At 61.9% G+C, this 21424-nt stretch carries 26 protein-coding genes; 11 read left to right on the forward strand and 15 right to left on the reverse strand.

Annotation, left to right across the window (positions count from 1 at the left end):
* The first annotated feature begins 236 nt into the window (after positions 1-236).
* Together FF80_RS14090 and FF80_RS14095 are read left to right on the forward strand one after the other, a co-directional pair.
* Positions 237-929, forward strand: coding sequence for a tellurite resistance TerB family protein (locus tag FF80_RS14090; RefSeq protein ID WP_081917451.1), 693 nt, complete (start codon positions 237-239; stop codon positions 927-929).
* A gap of 290 nt (positions 930-1219) precedes the next feature.
* A complete protein-coding gene (locus tag FF80_RS14095; protein ID WP_035101670.1) occupies positions 1220-2257 on the forward strand; it encodes an LLM class flavin-dependent oxidoreductase in 1038 nt (345 codons plus the stop codon).
* A 65-nt stretch (positions 2258-2322) separates the two neighbouring features.
* Here FF80_RS14095 and FF80_RS14100 read toward each other — a convergent pair whose 3' ends face one another.
* Positions 2323-2526, reverse strand: a complete 204-nt coding sequence (locus FF80_RS14100; RefSeq protein ID WP_035101673.1) for a hypothetical protein — start codon at positions 2524-2526, stop codon at positions 2323-2325.
* Between the two features lie 20 nt (positions 2527-2546).
* On the reverse strand, positions 2547-2993 hold the full coding sequence (locus FF80_RS14105; protein WP_035101676.1) for an SRPBCC domain-containing protein: 447 nt from the start codon (positions 2991-2993) through the stop codon (positions 2547-2549).
* Between the two features lie 89 nt (positions 2994-3082).
* Here FF80_RS14105 and FF80_RS14110 point away from each other — a divergent pair, with 89 nt between their 5' ends.
* Together FF80_RS14110 and FF80_RS14115 are read left to right on the forward strand one after the other, a co-directional pair.
* Entirely contained in the window at positions 3083-4303 is a 1221-nt protein-coding gene (locus tag FF80_RS14110; protein WP_035101679.1) for a hypothetical protein, read from the forward strand.
* A 33-nt stretch (positions 4304-4336) separates the two neighbouring features.
* On the forward strand, positions 4337-4981 hold the full coding sequence (locus FF80_RS14115) for a PQQ-binding-like beta-propeller repeat protein (protein WP_035101682.1): 645 nt from the start codon (positions 4337-4339) through the stop codon (positions 4979-4981).
* A gap of 31 nt (positions 4982-5012) precedes the next feature.
* Here the strand turns inward: FF80_RS14115 and FF80_RS14120 are convergent, their stop codons facing one another.
* The 8 genes from FF80_RS14120 to FF80_RS14155 all read right to left on the reverse strand — a co-directional run bounded on the left by FF80_RS14120 (position 5013) and on the right by FF80_RS14155 (position 11330).
* On the reverse strand, positions 5013-5234 hold the full coding sequence (locus FF80_RS14120) for a hypothetical protein (protein WP_035101685.1): 222 nt from the start codon (positions 5232-5234) through the stop codon (positions 5013-5015).
* 81 nt (positions 5235-5315) lie between these two features.
* Positions 5316-5606: an HlyU family transcriptional regulator gene (locus FF80_RS14125; RefSeq protein WP_035101687.1), complete on the reverse strand. Its 291-nt coding sequence runs from the start codon at positions 5604-5606 to the stop codon at positions 5316-5318.
* Positions 5607-5785: 179 nt separating this feature from the next.
* Positions 5786-6088: a DUF2442 domain-containing protein gene (locus FF80_RS14130; RefSeq protein WP_035101691.1), complete on the reverse strand. Its 303-nt coding sequence runs from the start codon at positions 6086-6088 to the stop codon at positions 5786-5788.
* Positions 6072-6281, reverse strand: a complete 210-nt coding sequence (locus FF80_RS14135) for a type II toxin-antitoxin system HicA family toxin (RefSeq protein ID WP_035101694.1) — start codon at positions 6279-6281, stop codon at positions 6072-6074. Before FF80_RS14135 ends, FF80_RS14130 begins: the two co-directional genes overlap by 17 nt.
* Positions 6278-6478, reverse strand: coding sequence for a type II toxin-antitoxin system HicB family antitoxin (locus FF80_RS14140; protein WP_035101697.1), 201 nt, complete (start codon positions 6476-6478; stop codon positions 6278-6280). The genes FF80_RS14135 and FF80_RS14140 overlap by 4 nt, the downstream gene beginning before the upstream one ends.
* Positions 6479-6502: 24 nt before the next feature.
* Positions 6503-8566: an RNA polymerase sigma factor RpoD gene (rpoD, locus tag FF80_RS14145; protein WP_035101698.1), complete on the reverse strand. Its 2064-nt coding sequence runs from the start codon at positions 8564-8566 to the stop codon at positions 6503-6505.
* 188 nt (positions 8567-8754) lie between these two features.
* A complete protein-coding gene (gene dnaG / locus FF80_RS14150; protein WP_035101700.1) occupies positions 8755-10707 on the reverse strand; it encodes a DNA primase in 1953 nt (650 codons plus the stop codon).
* Positions 10708-10802: 95 nt separating this feature from the next.
* On the reverse strand, positions 10803-11330 hold the full coding sequence (locus FF80_RS14155) for a hypothetical protein (RefSeq protein WP_035101703.1): 528 nt from the start codon (positions 11328-11330) through the stop codon (positions 10803-10805).
* Between the two features lie 153 nt (positions 11331-11483).
* On the opposite strand from FF80_RS14155, the gene FF80_RS14160 reads away from it, so the two are divergent.
* Positions 11484-11879 carry a hypothetical protein gene (locus tag FF80_RS14160; protein WP_035101705.1) on the forward strand — a complete coding sequence of 132 codons (396 nt, stop codon included), beginning with the start codon at positions 11484-11486 and terminating at the stop codon, positions 11877-11879.
* On the opposite strand, the gene FF80_RS14165 is transcribed toward FF80_RS14160, so the two are convergent.
* Positions 11876-12439 carry a DUF308 domain-containing protein gene (locus tag FF80_RS14165; protein ID WP_052153599.1) on the reverse strand — a complete coding sequence of 188 codons (564 nt, stop codon included), beginning with the start codon at positions 12437-12439 and terminating at the stop codon, positions 11876-11878. The two genes, FF80_RS14160 and FF80_RS14165, sit on opposite strands and share 4 nt — an antisense overlap.
* 83 nt (positions 12440-12522) lie before the next feature.
* Complete coding sequence (locus tag FF80_RS14170) at positions 12523-13275, reverse strand: nucleotidyltransferase domain-containing protein (RefSeq protein ID WP_035101708.1); 753 nt, start codon at positions 13273-13275, stop codon at positions 12523-12525.
* Between the two features lie 308 nt (positions 13276-13583).
* On the opposite strand from FF80_RS14170, the gene FF80_RS14175 reads away from it, so the two are divergent.
* The 3 genes from FF80_RS14175 to FF80_RS14185 all read left to right on the forward strand — a co-directional run bounded on the left by FF80_RS14175 (position 13584) and on the right by FF80_RS14185 (position 16684).
* Positions 13584-14765 (forward strand): MFS transporter, encoded by a 1182-nt coding sequence (locus FF80_RS14175; RefSeq protein ID WP_035101715.1) that lies wholly within the window; start codon positions 13584-13586, stop codon positions 14763-14765.
* 3 nt (positions 14766-14768) lie between these two features.
* On the forward strand, positions 14769-15128 hold the full coding sequence (locus tag FF80_RS14180; RefSeq protein ID WP_152558389.1) for a hypothetical protein: 360 nt from the start codon (positions 14769-14771) through the stop codon (positions 15126-15128).
* Positions 15129-15550: 422 nt separating this feature from the next.
* Positions 15551-16684, forward strand: a complete 1134-nt coding sequence (locus tag FF80_RS14185) for a GGDEF domain-containing protein (RefSeq protein WP_035101722.1) — start codon at positions 15551-15553, stop codon at positions 16682-16684.
* Here the strand turns inward: FF80_RS14185 and FF80_RS14190 are convergent.
* On the reverse strand, positions 16681-17133 hold the full coding sequence (locus FF80_RS14190; protein WP_035101724.1) for a GatB/YqeY domain-containing protein: 453 nt from the start codon (positions 17131-17133) through the stop codon (positions 16681-16683). The two genes, FF80_RS14185 and FF80_RS14190, sit on opposite strands and share 4 nt — an antisense overlap.
* A 192-nt stretch (positions 17134-17325) precedes the next feature.
* Here FF80_RS14190 and carA point away from each other — a divergent pair, with 192 nt between their 5' ends.
* Positions 17326-18531 (forward strand): glutamine-hydrolyzing carbamoyl-phosphate synthase small subunit, encoded by a 1206-nt coding sequence (gene carA, locus FF80_RS14195; RefSeq protein WP_035101725.1) that lies wholly within the window; start codon positions 17326-17328, stop codon positions 18529-18531.
* 75 nt (positions 18532-18606) lie between these two features.
* Here the strand turns inward: carA and FF80_RS14200 are convergent, their stop codons facing one another.
* Positions 18607-19545 carry a neutral zinc metallopeptidase gene (locus tag FF80_RS14200; RefSeq protein ID WP_035101727.1) on the reverse strand — a complete coding sequence of 313 codons (939 nt, stop codon included), beginning with the start codon at positions 19543-19545 and terminating at the stop codon, positions 18607-18609.
* A 158-nt stretch (positions 19546-19703) separates the two neighbouring features.
* On the opposite strand from FF80_RS14200, the gene FF80_RS14205 reads away from it, so the two are divergent.
* Both FF80_RS14205 and FF80_RS14210 read left to right on the forward strand, forming a co-directional pair.
* On the forward strand, positions 19704-20027 hold the full coding sequence (locus tag FF80_RS14205) for an AbrB/MazE/SpoVT family DNA-binding domain-containing protein (RefSeq protein ID WP_052153600.1): 324 nt from the start codon (positions 19704-19706) through the stop codon (positions 20025-20027).
* A complete protein-coding gene (locus FF80_RS14210) occupies positions 20021-20392 on the forward strand; it encodes a type II toxin-antitoxin system PemK/MazF family toxin (protein ID WP_280113909.1) in 372 nt (123 codons plus the stop codon). The genes FF80_RS14205 and FF80_RS14210 overlap by 7 nt, the downstream gene beginning before the upstream one ends.
* 110 nt (positions 20393-20502) lie before the next feature.
* Here the strand turns inward: FF80_RS14210 and FF80_RS14215 are convergent, their stop codons facing one another.
* Complete coding sequence (locus FF80_RS14215; RefSeq protein ID WP_035101730.1) at positions 20503-21198, reverse strand: DNA helicase; 696 nt, start codon at positions 21196-21198, stop codon at positions 20503-20505.
* Between the last annotated feature and the right edge of the window lie 226 nt (positions 21199-21424).

Genomic DNA, 21424 nt, shown 5'->3' on the forward strand with positions numbered 1-21424 from the left:
CCGCCCCAGCGGCCGAACCAGCGACCCCGGCTCCTGCTGCCGAACCGACCGCTCCGGCCCCGGCAACTGATCCGGCAACGCCTGCCCCGGCGATGTGACAACGATTGCTCTCATGCCCTCGGCCCTCCCTCCGATGGCATAAAAAGGCCCCGGCACGTCCGGGGCCTTTCCTTGCGCCTTGCGACTGCCGCATTCGATGCCCATCTCCGTCCCGGGACAACAACAAGGGAACGCCAATGTTCAACATCGATCAGATCGTCAAAGCCCTCCAGACCGACAAGAACACTCAGCGGACCGCCATGACGGGTGCCGCGGGCCTCGCCGCCGGCATGCTGCTCAGCGGCGGAGGGCTCGGCAAGCTGGCCGGCAACGCCGTCAAGATCGGTGCCGTAGCGGCCGTTGGCGGCCTCGCCTACAAGGCCTGGCAGAATTACCAGCAAAACCAGCCCGGCGCCGCGCCTGCCCAGCAACCGTCGCAGGACGCCTTCATTCCCGCCCCGGCCGACCAGAATGCCCAGGAAGAACTCGGCAAGTCCCTGGTCCGCGCCATGATCGCCGCCGCCAAGGCCGATGGCCGCATCGACGCCGAGGAAAAGGAAGCCATCTTCACCAAGCTCGAAGGCATGTCCCTCAGCGCCGAGGAAAAAGCCTGGGTGTTCGATGAACTCTCGAGCCCGCTCGATATCAACGCCGTTGCTGCCCGCGCCGACACGCCCGAGCATGCCACCGAAATCTACGCGGCCTCCCTCATCGCCATCACGGCCGACACCGCCGCCGAGCGCGCCTATCTCGATGCCCTGGCCAGCAAACTCAAGCTCGCCCCCGCCCTCGTCGCCGAAATCCACAAAGCCGCCGGCGAGAAAGACCCCGAGCCCGTCCAGACCCCCGCATCGCCCTGGGCCTATACCCCGTCAGGCAGCAACGTCTGACGCCAGCGTGTTCTGAGAGATCGCTGACCCCTCATCCCAACCGAAATTCGCCTTCGCGAATTCGGTGTCCCTTCGGGCACCTTCTCCCTCAAGGGGAGAAGGAAGGCTCAGAGGTAAGCGAGCCACCGTACCAACCCTCGCCCCTTGAGGGAGAGGGTGGATCGGCCAACGGCCGAGACGGGTGAGGGGTCTGCCGCCGCAACCACCAGACCCACCCGCAGTTACACCCATGTGCGTTCTTGATCCCGCAGCGCCACCGGGCCATGTGTACTCCAACACAGGAGGCCACCATGGAACTCGGACTCTATTCCTTCGCCGAAAATACCCCCGACCCGCTCAATGGCGGCCGCCTGCAAAGCCCCGCCGAGCGCCTCAAGGACCTGCTCGAAGAAATCGAACTGGCCGACCAGCTTGGCCTATCCTTCTATGGTCTAGGCGAACACCACCGCCCAGATTACACCGCCTCGGCGCCCGTCACGATCCTGGCCGCTGCAGCCGCCCGCACCAAGTCGATCCGCCTTTCCACCGCCGTAACGGTGCTGAGTTCGGAAGATCCGGTCCGCGTCTACCAGCAATTCGCCACGCTCGATAATCTCAGCAATGGCCGCGCCGAGATCATGGCGGGCCGCGGCTCGTTCATCGAGAGCTTCCCGCTCTTCGGGCTCGACCTCAACGATTACGACGCGCTGTTCGAGGAAAAGCTCGAAATGCTGCTCAAGATCCGCGAAGGCGGCAAGGTCACCTGGCCGGGCAGTGCCCATACCAAGCCCATTCCCGGCATCGCCATCTATCCCGTGCCGGTGCAGCAACCGCTCCCGCTCTGGATCGCCGTCGGCGGCACCCCCAATTCGGTGGCCCGCGCCGCCTATTATGGCCTGCCCCTGATGATTGCCATCATCGGCGGCCAACCGCGCCAATTCGCGCCCCTGGTCGAATTCTACCGCGAGACCGCCGAAAAGACCGGCCGCGATCCCAAGGCTCTGCCCGTCGGCATCAGTTCGCATGGCTTCATCGCCGCCGACAGCCAGGATGCCCGCGACATCGCCTTCCCCGCCCATAGCGAAGCCATGAGCCGCATCGGCAAGGAACGCGGCTGGCCGCCCACCACCCGCGCCCAGTTCGACGCCGGCGCCACCCCCAATGGCGCCTATTTCATGGGCTCTCCCCAGGAAGTCATCGACAAGATCCTGATGCAGCACGAATGGTTCAAACACGACCGCTTCGGCCTGCAATTCAGCGTCGGCACCCTGCCCCACGACAAGGTCATGAAAGCGATTGAGCTGTATGGCACGGTGGTGAAACCGGCAGTGGACAAGGCGCTGGGGTAACCACGTGCATATGCAATGCTCCTGGGTTCATTGCCCTGCAGGCAAGGCTATCGGCCTCCCGAAACCTATTCCGCGGGTGTGCCAGACCAGTCATGCCGCGCCCGTGGCTCGGGCAATAGTCGCTGGACCAATGCCGCCAAGGGACGCAGCCCCCTGGGGCTATGCTTGTCACCCTCCCGGCGGCGCGCCGCCTTTATTTCAGCCTCGACATCGGGGTGGATGCAGGCCTCGCGGGTAATATTCTCGAAATGGAACGGTGCGGGTATCATCTCTCATCTCCCGGTTGGACTTACTTCCAATTGTCGATCAACACGTCATGGGGATGCGGCTGGCCCTTGTCCGTTTCGATCAGGGCCTTGAGGCTCATGAGGAAAGTGCCCCACTTGGTGCTGCAGTGGTGCATGAACTCCACCGGCTCCTTCCAGCCCATATGCTTGAACAGGACGATCGCGTAGTCATCTTCCTGCTTGAGATCGAAACTGATCCTGGTGCCGATCCACTCGGCCGGCCCGTCGATTACTTCCCAGAGCACCCGTTTGCCCGGTTCGAGCTCAAGCACCTTCATGTCGAAGCCGCCCGCCGCACCGAAGCGGAACCGCAATTCGCCCCCGACCTCGGTGTCTCCCTGCGTGTCGTTCGTCCACCAGCCGGCAAGGCCCTCGATGGTGTTGAGCGCCGCATAGGCTTCCTGGGTGGAAGCCGACTTGATACCAATCCTGTGCAGAATGTCCGGCATTGCAATTCTCCTGTGCTTGGCCGTTTCGATGCGACAAGGCTAGGATCGGAACGGCCAAGGGTGGGAGTTACAAGTGTGGCGGGATTTCAATGGACGCCCTGATCGCAGCCGCCGCGCGGGCGCTGGCGACCGGTGACATCCTCGGCGCACTCAAGCGCGTCGCCCTGCGCGATGACGCCCCGGCGCTGGCCCTGCGCGGCATCGCCATGGCGCAGCTTGGCGACTTCCCCCGCGCCAAGACACTGCTGAAAAGCGCTGCTCGCGCCTTCGGCCCCGGCGAGGCCATCGCCCGTGCCCGCTGCATTGTCGCCGAAGCCGAAATCGCCTTCGTATCGCGCGATCTGGGTTGGCCCGAAGCGGCACTCGCCAAGGCACGCACCACGCTCGAGGCCCGCGGCGACCACATCAATGCGACCCACGCGCTCCACCTCGAAGTGCGCCGCCTGCTCCTGCTCGGCCGTCTGGACGAGGCCGAAAGTCAACTGGGCGCCCTTGCTCCTGCGCCGCTGCCCCCTGCCCTCATTGCCGCCCAAGAGATGATCATTGCCGGCATCGCCATGCGACGCCTGCAGGCAACTGCCGCGCGTGCCGCCCTTGCCCGCGCCCATCTTGCCGCCCGCCATTCGGGCATTGCTGCGCTTTTGGCGGAAGTCGAGAACGCTTCCGCCATGCTCGACGCTCCGGCCGCCCGCCTGATTGTCCGCGACGAGCAACGCATCCTGCACATCGAAGAAATCGAAGCCCTGCTGGCCTCGGACGCCTTGATCGTGGATGCCAGCCGCAATGTGGTGCGCGGCCCGCAGATTGTAATCTCCCTTGCCACCCGCCCGGTGCTGTTCGCATTGGCCCGCACCCTCGCCGGAGCCTGGCCGCACGATGTCACGCGGGACCGACTGCTCATCCGCGCCTTTGGCGCCAGGCACGCCGATGAATCCCACCGCGCCCGCCTTCGCGTCGAAATCGGCCGCCTGCGCGCCCTGCTCCGCCCCTTGGCCGGAGTGATCGCAACCAAAAGCGGCTTCGTGCTGCAGCCGACTCACCAGCGCGACGTCATCCTGCTGGCGCCGCCCCTCGAAGAGCGCCACGCCGCTGTCCTCGCTTTGCTTGCCGATGGCGAGGCCTGGTCCAGTTCCGCCCTCGCGATAGCGCTGGGCGCCAGTGCCCGCACTGTGCAGCGCGCGCTTGAAGAGCTGGCAGCAGATGGCAAGGCGCAATCATTCGGCCGTGGCCGGGCGCTGCGCTGGGTCACGCCCTCCATTCCCGGTTTCCCGACAATCTTGTTACTCCCAGGCCCGCTGCCCGGCGGCTAGGTTTTGGCCAGGCACAACCAAAGAGACAGCATCATGAAAACCACGACCGCCGAAATCCTGAGCGAATACGGCCCCTATCCGGGCATAAACGACGTTCACGGCGTCACCTTTGACGGCCGCAACGTCTGGTTCGCCTCGGGCGACAAGATCAACGCCGTCGATCCCGATAGCGGCCTCCCGGTCCGCTCGATCGATGCCGCCGCCTATGCCGGAACCGCCTTTGATGGCCAGCACATCTTCCAGGTTGCCGAAAGCCGCATCGACAAGATCGATCCGGCCACTGGCCGCGTGCTCGCCTCCATCCCCGCGCCCGGCGGCGGCCACGATTCCGGGCTTGCCTGGGCCGAAGGCACGCTCTGGGTCGGGGAATATCGCGGCCGCAAGATCCACCAGATCGACCCGGAAACCGGCGCAATCCTGCGCACGATCGAATCCAACCGTTTCGTCACCGGCGTCACCTGGGCCGATGGCGAACTCTGGCACGCCACCTGGCAGGATGACAAAAGCGAATTGCGCCACATTGACCGGCAAACCGGCGAAGTGCTGGAAATTCTCGAAATGCCCGACGGCATGGGCATTTCTGGCCTCGAATCCGACGGCGCCGGCCGCTTTTTCTGCGGCGGCGGCAGCAGCGGCAAGCTCCGTGCCGTCCGCCGTCCCGGGATGTCCGCAGGCTAGAAACCTCGCCCGTGAAAAAGCCTGCCGGGCATTACTTCCCGGAGCGTTTGATCGACTTGATCTGCAGCGGCGGCAGCCCAGACTTTTCCGAGATCGCCCGATCCTGTTCCATGATGGCGGCGCGCGCCGGCTCGTCGCCATCCAGCCCGCCCAGCAGATTGGCATCCACCTTGCGGTTGGAACGCTGGCTGCCGTCTTCATAGACGATGTCGAACATCACGAATTCATTACGCGCGGTTGGCTTCTTGGCCATGATGGTAACTCCTGAAAGCAAACGCGCGGCCATCGCCGAATGGCGGGCCGCCCGTTATGAAAGCTGTTGTAACTGTGCCGGCTAACTAAAAATGCGCTCGCCCTGCTCATCGATGATCTGGCGGCCCTTGTTGAAGGCCAATGCCACCAGGTCATCCTTTGAACTCATGCGGTCGGCCCGCACGAAACGGTAAGTCTTGAGCTCGCCGCCAACGCTCTTTTCGATAATTCCGGCCAACTGCAATTCGCTGCCCGCCCGCATTTCGATGGCCTTGATCAGAAAGTCCTTATAGCCCTCTTCGCCCAGCACCTTGTCGCCGGCCGGGACGCTCTCGCTGCTGCCACCACCGAAAAGTCTCTTCAAAAACGACATTCTGGGCTCTCCCTATTCTTGTCTGGTCTTGTCTGAGGGTTGTGTGGAGAGTTAGGTCAGGGAGAGCCGAAAATGGTGGTTTTCGAGAACCGGAGCGGAGCATACTTTTCGTACGTGAGCACCGGAAGCGCAGAAAATCACTATTTGCAGGCCTCCATCACCTAACTATCCACACAACCTTAGCGCCTGCGCCGAACGGGCAGAGGCAATATCAGTTCGCCGCGCTTTTCCATTTCCTCGCGCAGCCAGCCTGGCGAAATATCGAAATGGTTCGGCCAGGTCGGCACGCCATTGGCCAGCTCGACCATGCCAAAAAACCGCCGCTCCCGCAAAGGTTCCGTCCCCTCGCCGCGCTCCCCGATCATGCCCGCCGCATCAAACGTGCCGCTCGACCCATCGGAAAAGCTCACCACCAGCTTGAACGGCACAATGGCACGGATGGAGGTGACCTTGAGGCGGGGTTTGCTATCTAAGCTCGTCATCGGCAATACCCGCCAGTTTTGCCAGGTGCCGAAGCAAGCCGGCCTTGAGTGGTGTGTTGCCGTGAATGGGCAGCGATATGCGCACCGGACTTCCAGCCAGCCCATAGATGTGATGGCTGCCATTGATCCGAAGCAGGGTCCAGCCGCGGCGCTCGATCATGCGCGCAAATTCGCGGCCGGAGATTGATCTCATACAGCGATATCCAGCTCGCGCTCGAAACCGTCCGTTGTCGTTTCAGGATCAACAGCCAGGCAGCCAACGATGGCTTCCCGGATATTGTCGTCCAGTTCCTCAAGCGTTTCACCCTGGCTCACGCAACCGGGAATGGCCGGCACTTCCGCCCAAAACCCACCTTCCTCAGCTTCGTGGACGATGATCTTGATCTTCATCGTTCGCTCCTTCTGCCAAAGGCTTTAATTATCCAAGAAGCTCCGCAGCTTGCGGCTCCTGCTGGGGTGCTTGAGCTTGCGCAGGGCCTTGGCCTCGATCTGGCGGATGCGTTCGCGGGTCACCGAGAACTGCTGGCCCACTTCTTCGAGCGTATGATCGGTGTTCATGCCGATGCCGAAGCGCATGCGCAGCACGCGTTCCTCGCGCGGCGTCAGCGACGCCAACACGCGGGTCGTGGTCTCGCGCAGGTTGGACTGGATCGCCGCGTCGATCGGCTGGATCGCATTCACGTCCTGGATGAAATCGCCCAGGTTGGAATCTTCCTCGTCGCCGATTGGCGTTTCAAGGCTGATCGGTTCCTTGGCGATCTTGAGCACCTTGCGGACCTTGTCCAAAGGCATCTGCAGCTTTTCGCTGAGTTCCTCAGGCGTCGGTTCGCGGCCGATTTCATGCAGCATCTGGCGCGACGTACGCACGATCTTGTTGATCGTTTCGATCATATGCACCGGAATACGGATGGTGCGCGCCTGATCGGCGATCGAACGGGTGATCGCCTGGCGAATCCACCAGGTCGCATAAGTCGAGAACTTGTAGCCGCGGCGATATTCGAACTTATCGACGGCCTTCATCAGCCCGATATTGCCTTCCTGGATCAGATCCAGGAACTGCAGGCCGCGATTGGTGTACTTCTTGGCAATCGAGATCACGAGGCGAAGGTTGGCTTCCACCATTTCCTTCTTGGCGATGGCAGCTTCCCGTTCGCCCTTTTGCACCTTGTGCACGATGCGGCGGTATTCGCCGATATTGAGGCCCGCTTCGGTCGCCAGCGTCGCCACGTCACCACGGATTTCGTGGATCGTGTCGGCTTCGCGCTTGGCAAATTCCGCCCAGCCCTTGCCTTCGAAACTGGCAAGCTCGGTTTCCCAGGCCGGGTTCACTTCCTGGCCGTAATAGTTCTCGAGGAACTTCTCGCGCTTGACGCCATAGCTTTCGGCCAGGCGCAGCAGGCGCCCTTCCAGCTTCACCAGGCGCTTGTTGATGTCGTAGAGCTGCTCGACCAGGTTTTCGATACGGCCGGCATTGAGCGACAGCGACTTGACGTCGGCAATCACTTCGCCGCGGAACGCTTCGATCTTCTTGCGGTCGGCATCGGACACGGTGGCGCTGCGGTCTTCGGCGTGCCGGTCCTGGATTTCGCGCATCTGCCCATAGGCATTGGCGATGCGATCGAACGTCTCCACCACCTGCGGCTTGAGCTCGGCTTCCATCGCCGACAGCGACAGCGCGTTCTCGAACTCGTCGTCTTCTTCCTCGACCGGGTCCTGTGGGGCCTGCGGCTCCTCGGGCACGTAATCGTCATCCTCGCCGGACGACGCGCGCTTGGGCGCCGGAGCCGGCTTGGGCTTTTCGGCCACGACTTCGGGCTTGGGCTGCAGATAGGCCTGCGACATATCGGGCGCCGCCTGCTTGGCGTCGGGGCCGGCATAGGTGGCTTCCAGATCGATAATATCGCGCAGCAGGATTTCGCCCTGGGCGAGCTGTTCGCGCCAGATGATGATGGCCTGGAAGGTCAGCGGGCTCTCGCACAGGCCTTCGATCATGGTCTCGCGACCGGCCTCGATGCGCTTGGCGATGGCGATTTCGCCTTCGCGGCTGAGCAGTTCCACCGAGCCCATTTCGCGCAGATACATGCGCACCGGATCATCGGTGCGGTCGGCGCCGGCCTTGGTGTTCGAGGTGGTCGAAACCGCCGTGCTGGAAGAAGATGTGGCCACTTCCTGGCCCTGGTCTTCCTCGTCCTTCTCGACTTCGGTCTCTTCGACCTCGTCTTCATCCACGACGTTGATGCCCATGTCCGAGAACATGGACATGAAGTCCTCGATCTGCTCGGAGGACACTTCCTCCGATGGCATGACCGCGTTGAGTTCTTCATAGGTGACGTAGCCGCGCTTCTTGGCGACCTTGATCAGCTTTTTTACGGCGGCATCGGAAAGGTCGAGTAGCGGGCTGTCGTTCGTCGCCTCCGGGGCGCCGGCTTCCGGCTTCTCATTTTCCTTGGTGGTCTTGGTAGCTGCCTTGGTGGCCATCTGGTACTCCGTCGGGACCCGTCAGCGCCCGGGTTCCGCTAAAGGCTTTAAGTGGTGACACCTCAAGGCAAGGTAAAGGTTTGGTAACCCAAGCGTTAACTTTCGCCTGAATACCCGGCTCGCATGGAAAAACTTTGCGTAGTGCCATACGCAAAATCGCGCGAACTCGCCGGTTTTCAGAGTTGCCTCTAAAAACTGCGTGTCGCGCGCCCCGATAACGAGCCAAACCCTTCGATCAATGCCTCTGTGCCATCGACAGTCGTAATCTGGTTCTTGATGTCCCGCAGCCTTTCAAAGGTTTCTTCGCTTGGGTCTTCGCCCAGCGCCGCTTCGGCTGCCTTGAGTTCCCTATTTAGCTGAACTTTCTTGTTATGCAAGGCCAGCGCGTGACTCAATCCTATCTCGGTGTCGGGCTGGGCGATCTCCGACGAGATTTGCCACACCCCCTGGGCGCGCAATAATTCGGCCATCCGGTCCAGCGCAGGCCCATGGCCCCGCACGCCTAATGCCGCCCGCAGGTCATCTGAAGATATGTCGTGATGGCGCACCACAAGGCTCAAAATCTCGCCCATCACTTTTTGCGCGGCAGGCGTATCGAAATCGAGCGCCGCCAGGATTTCGAACTTGTCGTCGACCAATCCCGGGTGATTGACCAGGCTCAATATGATCGCCGCCTCGCGCGGTGTCGCATCCGGTCCCGCGCCGGGCTTGAGCAGCCGCGAATTGCGCAAAGTGTCCGACACGACCAGCCGCGGCGTGCCACGCCCCGGATAACCATAGGCCCCGCTCTGCCCGTAATTGCGGCCCTGCCCATAGGCCGGCCGTCCACCACGCGGCTCGAACCGCCCCTGCCGCGACGGCGTAAAAAACGCCTTGAGCTTTTCGTCGAACGCCTGGGCATAATGAAACCGCACCGAGCTGTCCTGGATCGAATTGGCCCGCTCGCGCAACCGCGCCTGCAGGGCCGCACGTTCTTCGGGCGCCTCAGGCACGAGGCCGCCCGTTTCCATGCTCCAGATCACGTCGGACAAGCTGCGTGCCCGATCGATCACATCGGCAAAGGCCTGCCGCCCCTGCGCCTTGATCAGATCGTCGGGGTCCTGGCCTTCGGGCAAGGTTGCGATCTTGACCGTCTGCCCGGGTTTGAGATGGGGCATCACGATATCGGCCGCCCGCTCGGCGGCCTTCAGCCCCGCCTTGTCGCCGTCAAAGCACAGCACCGGTACATCGCTCATGCGCCACAGCAATTGCAGATGCTCCTCGGTCAGCGCCGTACCCAGCGGCGCCACCGTGCCCTCAAAGCCCGCCGACACCGCCGCGATCACGTCCAGATAGCCTTCGACGACAATCACTGTCTTGCCATCGCGCGCCGCCTGACGCGCCGCCTGACCATTGTAGAGCGTCTGCCGCTTGTGAAAGAGTTCGGTCTCGGGCGAGTTCAAATACTTTGCCGGCACATCCGCTGACAGCGCGCGTCCGCCAAACGCAATCACCCGCCCGCGGAAATCCATGATCGGGAACATCACCCGATTGCGGAACCGATCATAGGGCAGCGGATCGCCTTCGCGGGTCGCCACCATGCCGGTGTCGATCATGTCCTGCGCCGATACGCCATTGGCCGCCAGATGTTCCTTGAGCCCATTGCGGCTATCGGGCGCAAAACCGATGCGGAACCGCGTCTGGCTCTGCGCCGAAACGCCGCGCTCGAGCAGATAGCCCCGCGCTCGCGCCCCGATATTATGCACCAGCGCCGCCTCGAAATATTTGGTGGCCAGCTCCATCACATCGGTCAGGCTCTTGCGCTCGGCCTCGCGCTTTTCCTGCCGCTCGTCGCGCGCCGGCATGGGCACCCCGGCCATTCCGGCCAGCTTTTCCACCGCCTCGGGAAAGCTCATCCCGGCCTTTTCGGTCAAAAACCGGAAATGATCGCCCGAAACCCCACAGCCAAAGCAATGATAGATGCCGCGCCGGTCATCGGCATGAAAACTGGGGCTCTTTTCGCCATGAAACGGGCAACAGGCCCACATGTCCCCCTTGCCCGGCTGGCTCTTGCGCTTGTCCCACATGACATGCTCGCCCACCACCTGCGTAATCGGCAGGCGTTGACGGATCTCATCGAGGAACTGATCGGAAAAGCGCATCAAGAGTAAGTAAGCATTTACTTAATCCAAGTCACCTCGCTGTGCGGGCTTATCCCCCTTATCCACTGGCTGGCCGACGCCATAGTGTGCTCGATTTAATATCCCCGCATCACCAGCCGCACGCTCTTGCCGTTTTGCACATTGACCCGTTCGAGGATGGGAAACTGGTTGAACGACACCTCGCTTGGCAGGTGGATCATCGCGACCACGTAATATTCTCCATCCGCCACACGATCAAAGCTGAACGAGCCGCCCGAACTGGCGACAGTCTTGCGCATATACTGCTCATAAAGTGGATCGGCGTCAGGCATTCGCACACCCCAGCGCAACTGGTTGCGACTGCCGTAAAGCGCCGCGATGCGCTCGTCCGCATAGGCCGTCCGCGGAATGAGGAACACATCCGTACCTACCGCCCGCAACAACTTGCCATTGTTGCGGCGCACAAAGGCCTGTCCGCTGACTTTGGCCCGCCCGCTGGCATTGATGAATGAAGCGGCCTGGGCGTCAAACGAAGCCGTTAATACCACTGGCGCGCGGGTAGAGACGCAGCCGGAAACGACCGCGATGACAACCAGCATAGTGGCCAGGCGAACCAAAGCGCGACGCCAATCCAACCCGGTCATGATCCCCCGCTATCCGCCAAATGTTCACGTTACGTACTCATAGTGCACGCACAAAGTCAAGCGTTCGGCTGGGCTTAACGCCACCCGCGACGGCCTGCGCCGAGTTCGATATTGTGCATTGCCCCGCAACCAACCGGACTTTCGGACCACCCCTTGGCCCCCACCAACAAATTCCAGCTCCGCACCCTGATCGCCCTTACCACAGTCCCGGCGCTGCTTGTCGGCGGCCTGCTCTGGTACGCGTCAAGCCTGTTGCCCTCTTGCGAGACGATTCAGCACGCGCGCCTGCCCTCGCCGGACAGCGCCTTCGATCTCATCGTCTTCTCGCGCAATTGCGGGGCCACCACCGGCGCCAATACCCAGGCCGCGCTGATCCCCGGTGGCGACACCCTGCCCGACGATGTCGCGAGCTTCCTCTCCATCGGCGCCGCCGCCGATTTGGCCCCGCGCTGGGATGGCCCAGCGACAATCGCCCTCACCTTGCCCAACGGCGTCCAGATCTACCGGCAGGATGAAAGTGTCGCCGGCGTCGCGGTCGTCTATCGTTAGGCCGCCTTGCTACGCTGGTAGAGCCGCCAGGCCCAGCCAAACAGGCCGAACGAGAAAAACACCAGCAATATCCCGCCCAGGATCACCCCGATGGAAGCGCTGAGCAGCGGGAAAAACAGGAACACCAGCCCAAGCAGCACATAGGACACGCCCGACAGCACGACCGGCCAGATCCGCGCATAAAGTTCGCGCTCCCGCGTCACCACCACGATCTGCATGATGCCCACGATGAGCGCAGCGATGCCCACCAGCGTCGACATGAAGGTCACGGTCAGAATCGTCGCAATCAGCGGACTGATCAGGATCAACACACCCAGGATCAGCGACAGCGCATTGGCAATCACGTCAAACCAGTAATTGCCGCTCTTGCCGCCACCAAAGGTCAGGCTCCACAACCCCAGCGCGCCATCGATGATCAACAGGATTCCGCCTGCCAGCACCAGCACGGTCAGCGCCTGCGCCGGCCAGATAATCGCGTAGAGCCCTGCCAGCAGCATGAGCACACCACGCAGGCCCGTCGCAAAGGCAAATCGTCTTTTCGTATCAGCCGAAACCGTCATCGCAACCTCCAACCAGCGGACTCGCCGCCTCTGTCCCTCGGGAAGTCTAGCGCGATCATCGGGTTACGACTAGCTACCATCCCTTAGCCGGCAAGCCGGGCGTCCAGCGGCGCGTCCTGCCGATATCCCGCAAAATAATGGCCGCCGTGCCGCGCCAATTCCGCATCGGCGAGGGCAAGCAGCGGCGCGCTGTTTCCTGTAACCGCCTGCCGGAAAGCACTCTCGAATGCCTGGGCCAGGCCCGCATCCAGTTTCAACAGCAAGCGCGGCGCCCATTTGCCATTGCCGGACCATGTGCCACGCCCCAGCAGCATCAGGTCGGCCAGTTGTTGATAGAGCTGCGCCGCTATCGCCGATATCTCCGCCGCTGGCCGGTCTCCGCGCAAATCGTCAGCAAGATCGCTCACCAGATAACGCAGCCGGTCATAGCCCGGTCCCGCCAGCGGCATTGGCCCACGGGCAAGGATAGCAGCGGCTTCAGTCTGAATAGAATGTGCCAGATCAGCATCAACACCAATGATGATCCCGGTGGCCACAATATGCGCCATAATCGGGCGACCGTTTTTCGCATCTTGATCGAAATAGTAAGCGAGCGTCTGCCGATCGTGCACAAGAGCCTCGACCGGAAACCCGTCCTCGATGAAAGATTCCCGCCACGCCCGTTCGAGCCGGGCATACACCACGACAAGGTCGATATCCGACGCCGGAGTACCTGCTCCGCGTATGATCGAGCCGGATACGAAGGCCAGGGCGGCGCCGTCAAAATGGCTCGCCAGCGACTTGCGTGCCGCGGCAAGGGCACGCTCGGCTATGCTGTTTAGGTTATTTTTGGGCATGGTCGCATCCTCAAAAATACGGATACGCCGGGCACAAAAAACCCCGCTCGTATCCGGCGGGGTTGGTTCGAAGTCTATGAACAGGGATTAGTTCATGCGCCGGCCAGCCACCGCAAATGGGTGGTGGTGGAAGCGGTTGCGCTGCGCAAAATCCTGTTCATGGCCGAGATGGTACCGCGCAAAGGCCGAAAGGTCAATTTCCGCCCCCGACAAAAACTAAACCCCGCCCCGCAATTTGTCGGTTGCCCGCGCGCTGATGCTGTGGTTTCTCCCCAGCTCAATCGAGGCCCGCCGCGGCGGTTTGAGTCATGTCCCTGCCCCTTATCGCCCTGTTCCTTGCGGCCTTCGCATTCGGCACGGCCGAATTCGTCATCGCGGGCGTTTTGCCCGAAGTAGCGAACGGCCTGGGCGTCACCATCCCAATCGCCGGCTATCTGGTCACCGGCTACGCCATCGGTATCGCCATTGGCGGCCCGCTATTGGCCGTCGCCACCAAGAAACTCTCGCGCAAGACGCTGATCATCCTGCTCGGCAGCGTCTTCACGCTGGGCCAGGCGCTCTGCGCCATCGCCCCCAGTTTCGAATTGCTCATGGTGGCGCGCGTGCTGGTCTCGGTCGTACACGGCACCTATTTCGGCATTGCCGCCATCGTCGCGGTCAATCTCGTGCCCGATGACAAGCGCGGTTTTGCCGTCGCGCTGATCCTGTCCGGCCTCACCGTGTCCAATATTCTGGGCGTGCCCGGCGGCACCGCCATCGGCAATGCCTTTGGCTGGCGCGCCACCTTCTGGGCCGTCGGCGCGCTTGGTCTGATTGCCACCATAGTCACCGCGCTCTTCCTGCCCGCCAAGGCCGGCAACACCGCTACCAGCGGCAGTTTCATGCGCGAATTCAAGGCGCTGGGCCGCCAGCAGATCGTCACCTCCCTGCTCATCGTCATCCTGGTGATGATCGGCCAATATAGCCTTTTCACCTATATCGCTCCGCTCCTGCTCGAGGTGACCGGGCTCGATCAGGCCGTTCTGCCCTGGGTGCTGCTGCTCTATGGCGTGGGCTCCACCATCGGCGTATTCATCGGCGGGCGTCTCGCCGATTGGAAGCTGATGCCCTCGCTCATCGTCATCCTGGCCCTGCAGGCGTCCATGTTCACCACGCTGCATTTCGTCAGCCCTTTCCCCATCGTCATGGCCATTGCCGTTATCGCCTGGGGCGGGGTGAACTTCGCCTTCGGCTCGCCGGTGCAGTCGCGCGTCCTCGCCTGGGCCGCCGACGCACCCAATCTGGCCTCAGCGCTCATCCCCACCGGCTTCAATATCGGCATCGCCATCGCCGCCGTGCTGGGCGCCACCCTGCTCGAAAACGGCTTCGGCTATCAGAACCTGCCGCTGATCGGCACTGCCGCCCTGCTGCTGGCCGTATTGGTTGCCGTGTTCTCCTACGCCTGGGAACTGCGCGCCGGCACCACCCCGCCGGTTCCGGCGGGAGCCTGATCGATGCGAACATCTGCGACAGTTCTGGCCCTCTGCCTTGCTGTGACAGCGCCCGCCATGGGACAGGAGCAATCCGGCTGGGTCGAGCAGAAATGCCATGCCTATGAGGCAGCTTGGGCACAGGCCTTGGACACTTATGGCAGCGAGCAGATGAACTACGCCTTCATCGCGGGCAACGAGAATTTCATTGCCGGCGGCTGTACCATTCCCGCCGATATCTGCCCGCGCTCAAATCAGGAAATCGACATCGCCAACGCGCTGACCATCGCCCTGATGAATGCCGGCACGGCCAGCACCTTCCTGCCCTTCAAATGCCCCACCCCACCATCGGGAGCCGGTGGTTGGCAAGGCCCTGGCCTCTAGGGACCGCTGCGCGCGTTGCCACCAATCGGTCACGATCCCGGCCGATGACGCGCCATCGTCATCCCTCGAGGCTGCAATGAAACAAATACTATTGGGTCTGGCAGTCCTTGCCCCGTTTGCCATGCCCGCATTCGCCGCCAGCCCCGCTCCCGATTCACTGCTGTGCCGCTCGCAACTTGAACTCCTGCAATCGCGGCAAAAACTGACTCCAAGCGAAGCCGCTGTCTATGAGGCGCAATGCGCTTGCCTGGAGCAGCGGGAACAGACCGGTCAGCCACGCAGCCAAACGTCTTGTGCGCAAGGCGCCCCGCAGGAGTGAACTGGCCTATTCCCGATAACCCTCTGGTGACCATACCTTAATCCTGTCGGCGGCATAGTCGCGCCAAACCGGTACAAGTGGCCGGACGGTTTGGGACGCGTCGATGATTCTCGATCAGATTTCTTTCCTGACGGCCATCGGGTTTTCCAGCGCGGCGCTCACGGTTACCCTGCTGGTCAGCTGGATGGTGTCGCGCCAGGACAGCTATTTGCTGAGCTGGTCCATCGGCATGGCTCTGATCGTGTTCGGGGTCATCGCCTATAGCATGCTCGAGCAATATGTGCCGGCCGTGCAACTCATGTCCTTTGCCCTGCTCATGGCGGGCTTCACCTTCATCTATGCCGGCGCCGTCCAGTTCCGCACCGGCACGATCTCCATCCCCAAAGTGTTTGCCCTGGGCTCATCCACCATTGGCGTCACCAGCATCATCTTTGCGCTGAACTATTCCGGCATCGCCACGGCCGCGGCCAATTTCGGCATTGCCCAGCTTCTGGCGCTGGCCGCCTATGAATATTGGCGGGGCCGCAAGGAAGCGCCCTTGCCGCTGACCCTCAATGCAGCGCTCTACGCAATTAGCGCCTTGTCCTTCGTGCTCTGCGGCCTCGTCCTGCTGGTCAATGGCCAGTTCGTGCTGACCGCCCGCCCGCAAAACTGGGCCGAGGACATCAATTCCATAATAGCCATTGTCGGCCTCACCGGCATTGGCGCGCTGTCGCTGACGCTCAACCATTCCCGCGCCGCGCGCCAGCATCGCAGCGAGGCCATGACCGATGCGCTCACCGGCCTGCTCAATCGCCGCGCCCTGTTCGACGCCCACGGCAGCAGGAGCCTCGAACCGGGCGCCGCCGTCATCATGTTCGACCTCGATCACTTCAAGGCCATCAATGACCGTCTCGGTCACGCCGTGGGCGATTGCGTATTGCAGGATTTTGCCGGCCTGATCCGCGATGGCATCCGCCCCACCGACGCTGCCGCCCGGCTGGGCGGCGAGGAATTCTGCGTCGTACTGACCGGCCTGCCGCAACGCTCGGCCGCTGCGGTGGCCGAGCGAATCCGCGCCGCGCAGGAACTGGCCGGCATCGCCATCGAAGCCACGGTCAGCGCCGGCGTCGCCATTAGCGGCGTCGATGGCGACAGTTTCGAAACCCTGCTCCGCGACGCCGACGAAGCCCTCTACAAAGCCAAATCCGCCGGCCGCAACCGCATCCACGCGCCCGGCCCGAGACTGGTGGCTTAAGCGCTCAACGCCGCCTTGACCTTCCCACTCGCCCGGCCAAAATCGATCCGCCCCGGATAATCCGCCTTCAACTGCGCAATCACCTTGCCCATGTCCTTGGCGCCGGCCGCACCGGTCGCTGCGATCGCCGCCAGGATGGCCGCGTCCACTTCGTCCTCGCTCAGCCCCTTGGGCAGGAACTCGTTGAGGATGTCGATCTCTTCTTTTTCCACCGTCGCCAGGTCCGCGCGCCCGGCCTGCGCATAAATGGCAAAGCTCTCTTCGCGCTGTTTCACCATCTTTTGTACGATGGACAGGATTTCCTCATTCGTCGCCGGCCCGCGATTCTCCTGGCGGATGGCGATATCCTTGTCCTTGATCGCCGCATTGATGGCACGCAGCGTCGCCGTACGCCGCAGATCGCGCGCCTTGAGAGCGGTCTTGAGTCCTTCGCTGATCTCTTCGCGCATGGGTTTTTGTCCTCTTGGCTTTTGTTTTTCGTGGCCCATATAGGCACAATAAGCGCCTTGCGCCACTTGCGCTGGCGGCCATGGGCTTCTAATACGAGGCCTCAATCGACATCATTGCGCGCAGCCCGGAAAAGTTACCCAACTTTGGCGGATGTCTCGCGCGACCACGAAACTTGACCTTGGAGGCCCACCGTGACCGGCTGGCAGCAATCCCCCGCGACCGCACTTTTGATCCTGGCAGACGGAACGCGTCTGGAAGGCCGCGGTATCGGCGCTGTCGGCCACGCCGCCGGCGAAGTCTGTTTCAATACCGCCATGACGGGCTACCAGGAAGTGCTGACCGACCCCTCCTATGCGGGCCAGATCATCACCTTCACCTTCCCTCATATCGGCAATGTCGGCACCAATGACGAAGACATCGAGACGGTCAATATGGCCGCTCTGTCCGGCGTCCGCGGCGTCGTGCTCAAGGCCGACATCACCAACCCGTCCAATTACCGTGCGGCCGAAAAGCTCGACGCCTGGCTCAAGAAGCGTAACATTATCGGCATTACCGGCATCGACACCCGCGCCCTGACCGCACAGATCCGCGAGCATGGCATGCCCAATGGCGTCATCGCCCATGCCGAGGACGGCTATTTCGACGAGCCCTCCATTCTGGCCGAACTCAACGCCTTCCCCGGCCTTGAAGGGCTAGACCTGGCCAAGGAAGTCACCACCGCCCAGACCTATCACTGGGACCAGACCGGCTGGAAATGGAACGAGGGCTACGGCAAGCTCGATAAGCCCGATTTCCACATCGTCGCCATCGATTACGGCGCCAAGCGCAATATCCTGCGCTGCCTCGCCGATCAGGGCGCCCGCGTCACCGTCGTTCCGGCCACCGCCACGACGGCCGATGTGCTCTCGCACAATCCCGATGGCATTTTCCTCTCCAACGGCCCCGGCGATCCGGCCGCGACCGGCAAATATGCCGTTCCCACCATCCAGAAGCTGATGGAAACCGGCAAGCCGGTCTTCGGCATCTGCCTTGGCCACCAATTGCTCGGCCTGGCCCTTGGCGGCACCACCTCCAAGATGCATCAGGGCCATCACGGCGCCAATCATCCGGTCAAGGACCTGACCACCGGCAAGGTGGAAATCACCTCGATGAACCACGGCTTTGCCGTCGATAAGGCCAGCCTGCCCGCCGGCGTCACCGAGACCCATATCTCGCTATTCGACCAGTCCAATGCCGGCCTTTCGGTCGATGGCAAGCCCATCTTCTCGGTGCAATACCACCCCGAAGCCAGCCCCGGCCCGCGCGACAGCCATTACCTCTTCACGCGCTTCCTCAACCATGTCCGTGCACAAAAGGGCCTGGAACAACGGCCCGAATTCGTGAAACCCGCAGCCTAAAGCCGATACCACCCAAGAGCGGAGCGGTCCCTCCCCCTGTCAGGGGGAGGCTAGGAGGGAGTACTCCGATACCCCCTACACGTTCCCCGAGAACGTATCGCAATCGCCCGGATTGCCCGATTGATACCCCCGCTCGAACCACGTCTTGCGCTGCGCCGACGTGCCGTGGTTGAACGTCTTGGGCACGGCAAAGCCCTGCATGCGCTTTTGCAGTGTATCGTCGCCGATCTGGTCGGCCGCGTTCAGTGCCTCCTCGAAATCGCCCTGCTCCACGATATTCTGCTGCCCGGCATAATTGGCCCACACCCCGGCATAGCAATCGGCCTGCAATTCGATGCGGATCGAATAGGCATTGGCGTCGGTCTGGCTCATGGACTGCCGGCGGCGGTTGAACTCTGGCAGCACCCCGGTAATGTTCTGGATATGGTGGCCCACTTCATGGGCCAGCACATAGGCCTGCGCGAAATCGCCCGGCGCGCCGAACTGGTCGCGCAATTGGTCATAAAAGCTGAGGTCGATATAGACCTTCTGGTCGCCCGGGCAATAAAACGGCCCCGTCCGCGCATCGGCGCCGCCGCAGGCCGTATTGACTTGGCCCGTAAACAGCACCACGGCCGGCGCCGGATATTGCTGATTGGAATTGGCGAACACTTCGGTCCACAAATCCTCGGTTTCCTTGACCACCACGCCGACAAAATCGCGCAGATCGTCTTGCTGACCGCTGGCCGGCAGTGACGAGGACGATGGCGCCGCCGATTGCGTTGGCACGCCCGAGCTGCCGCCGCTCAGAATGTCGATCGGGTTCTGCCCCGTGGCAAACCAGATAATTCCCAGAATGACGACAATGCCGATCACCCCGCCAATACCACCGCCCGAGCGCCCGCCCGTGGGAATACGGATACCGCCGCCGCCCCGGCCAAAGGGACTGCCGCCCATCCCGCCGCCCAGACCGCCCCCGGTCTGTCCGCGCCGATCCTCGATATTGGAGCTCTGCTGCCTGCCACGCCACTTCATGGGGATGATCCTTGTGCTCGGTAATGACCGCCCGGACATAAGGCATAGCCCGCCTTGCCGGTTCCGCGCCAGCGCTAAGGAGATTTGGGGTGGGACCGCATTGAAACGCAAGGCCAAAAATGTTATATATAGTCCGATATTTTTCCAAGGAGCGACCGATGACGGTTAAGCGCGTCCGCGAAATGAACGCGGAAATCAGGGCGAAAACGTCGTTGAAGCCAGCGGGCGGCTCCCTCGTCATGACGGTGCCGGCAGCGGTTCGCAAAGCGCTCGGCTACATGCAAGGCACAGAGCTTTCCGTGTCGGTCGATGACGGCAGGATGATCATAGAAGCGGTCGAACCGGCAAAGCCCGCTCCTCGTGTTCGCCAGCCGAAATATACCCTTGATGAGTTGTTGAACCATACCAGCCCCGACGCACCAATGACCGATGAAGAGCGCGCATGGCAGAACGCAGCTCCCGTGGGGCGTGAGATTTGGTAGGCAACACGGTCCCCGCACCAGGGGAAATCTGGTGGCTGAATATGTCGCCCTCGGCGGGCAAAGAGCAGGCGGGGAAACACCCCGCCCTTTGCTTGTCGGCATTCAAGTTCAACCGCGCGACCGGCTTTGCCTTTTTCGCGCCGATAACCACGGTCGGCCGGGCGTCCCGCACCACCGGTTTCGCCGTCACCCTATTGGGTGCAGGGACAGAGACGACGGGCATCATCCAGGTGGATCAAGTCCGCTCCTTCGACTATCGAGAGCGCGGCGGCACGTTCAAGGAAAAGCTCAATCCTGAAATTATCGACGAAGTGCTGGAGCGCTTCGCCCCGATCTTCGGCCTCGGGTTATTGGAGTCGGAATAGGGGGGATTGCGGTCCGTCCGCTCCTGAGCACAGAGTTCAGGATGCGGACGTAGGAACCGCAGGATAAGATGCCCCGCGGCTCGACACAATGAATTACGAACGGCCCCTGATTAGGCCGAATGATTGCCAATGAAGTGGGCCTTGGTGAACAAGGTCATGTCTAGGGGATTGGGCAGCCTGATGTCTGCCAGATCGGGAATTGGCTTGGTGGCTGGATCATAGGTGCGAGCAATTTGGGAAATGAGGAGGAACACCAGGCCCTTGTCCTCCGCGAAAGACTTCAGTGCAGATATCTGCTCGGCCAGTGGCGGGTGGGTCCGCTTCTGATCCATCAACTGCAAATAGTCTATTGCCACCACAGTGCCGGGCTCGGCTGAGCCTGCTTTGGCCATGATGTAGTCAGCACAAATATCGTCTGAGCAGTCAAGTTTGAACCCATCGTCGATTTGTTTGGTCCTGATACCTATCGAGGACATGCGCTCCTCGACCTCCGCCTCGGTGTACTCAAGCGTGAAGAACATGCCCTGTTTGCCGTGCTTCAAGGCCTCTACGACAATCTCCAAAGTCAGGAGGGTTTTCCCCTGTCCAGGACGTGCCCCTATAAGCATCATGTCGCCACGTTTCAGGCCGGCATACAGCTTGGACGCCGATGAACTTAAGGCATATTTGGCCGCTAGCAGGCTCCAGCTCTTGAAGCCTTCCGCTATGGCAATGCGCTCAAGTGCAGCATTGAGTTCAATTCCCTCGTTACGCGCAAGCTGCTTGGCGGTGCGTTTAAGGTGATAGATTGGTGCTGAGAGCTTCATAATACCCTTCCAGTGCGAGCTATATCAGCAATCCCTCCTTTTGCTTTTGCCCGAACAGTGGCTGGGTTCACAACGTGTCCTGTATGATATCTACTTTCCCAGCGGAGGGGGGCGGCGTGGACTGCACCGGAATCAGACCATATCATGAGGACCGCTTCTGGAGAAGTTTCTGTGGCATTGCGATGTCCTGTATGGGGTCGAAACCCGCCGCCCGCCAATACTTGTC

Origin of the sequence: Devosia sp. LC5, assembly GCF_000735585.1 — a bacterium.
Classification (GTDB): domain Bacteria; phylum Pseudomonadota; class Alphaproteobacteria; order Rhizobiales; family Devosiaceae; genus Devosia.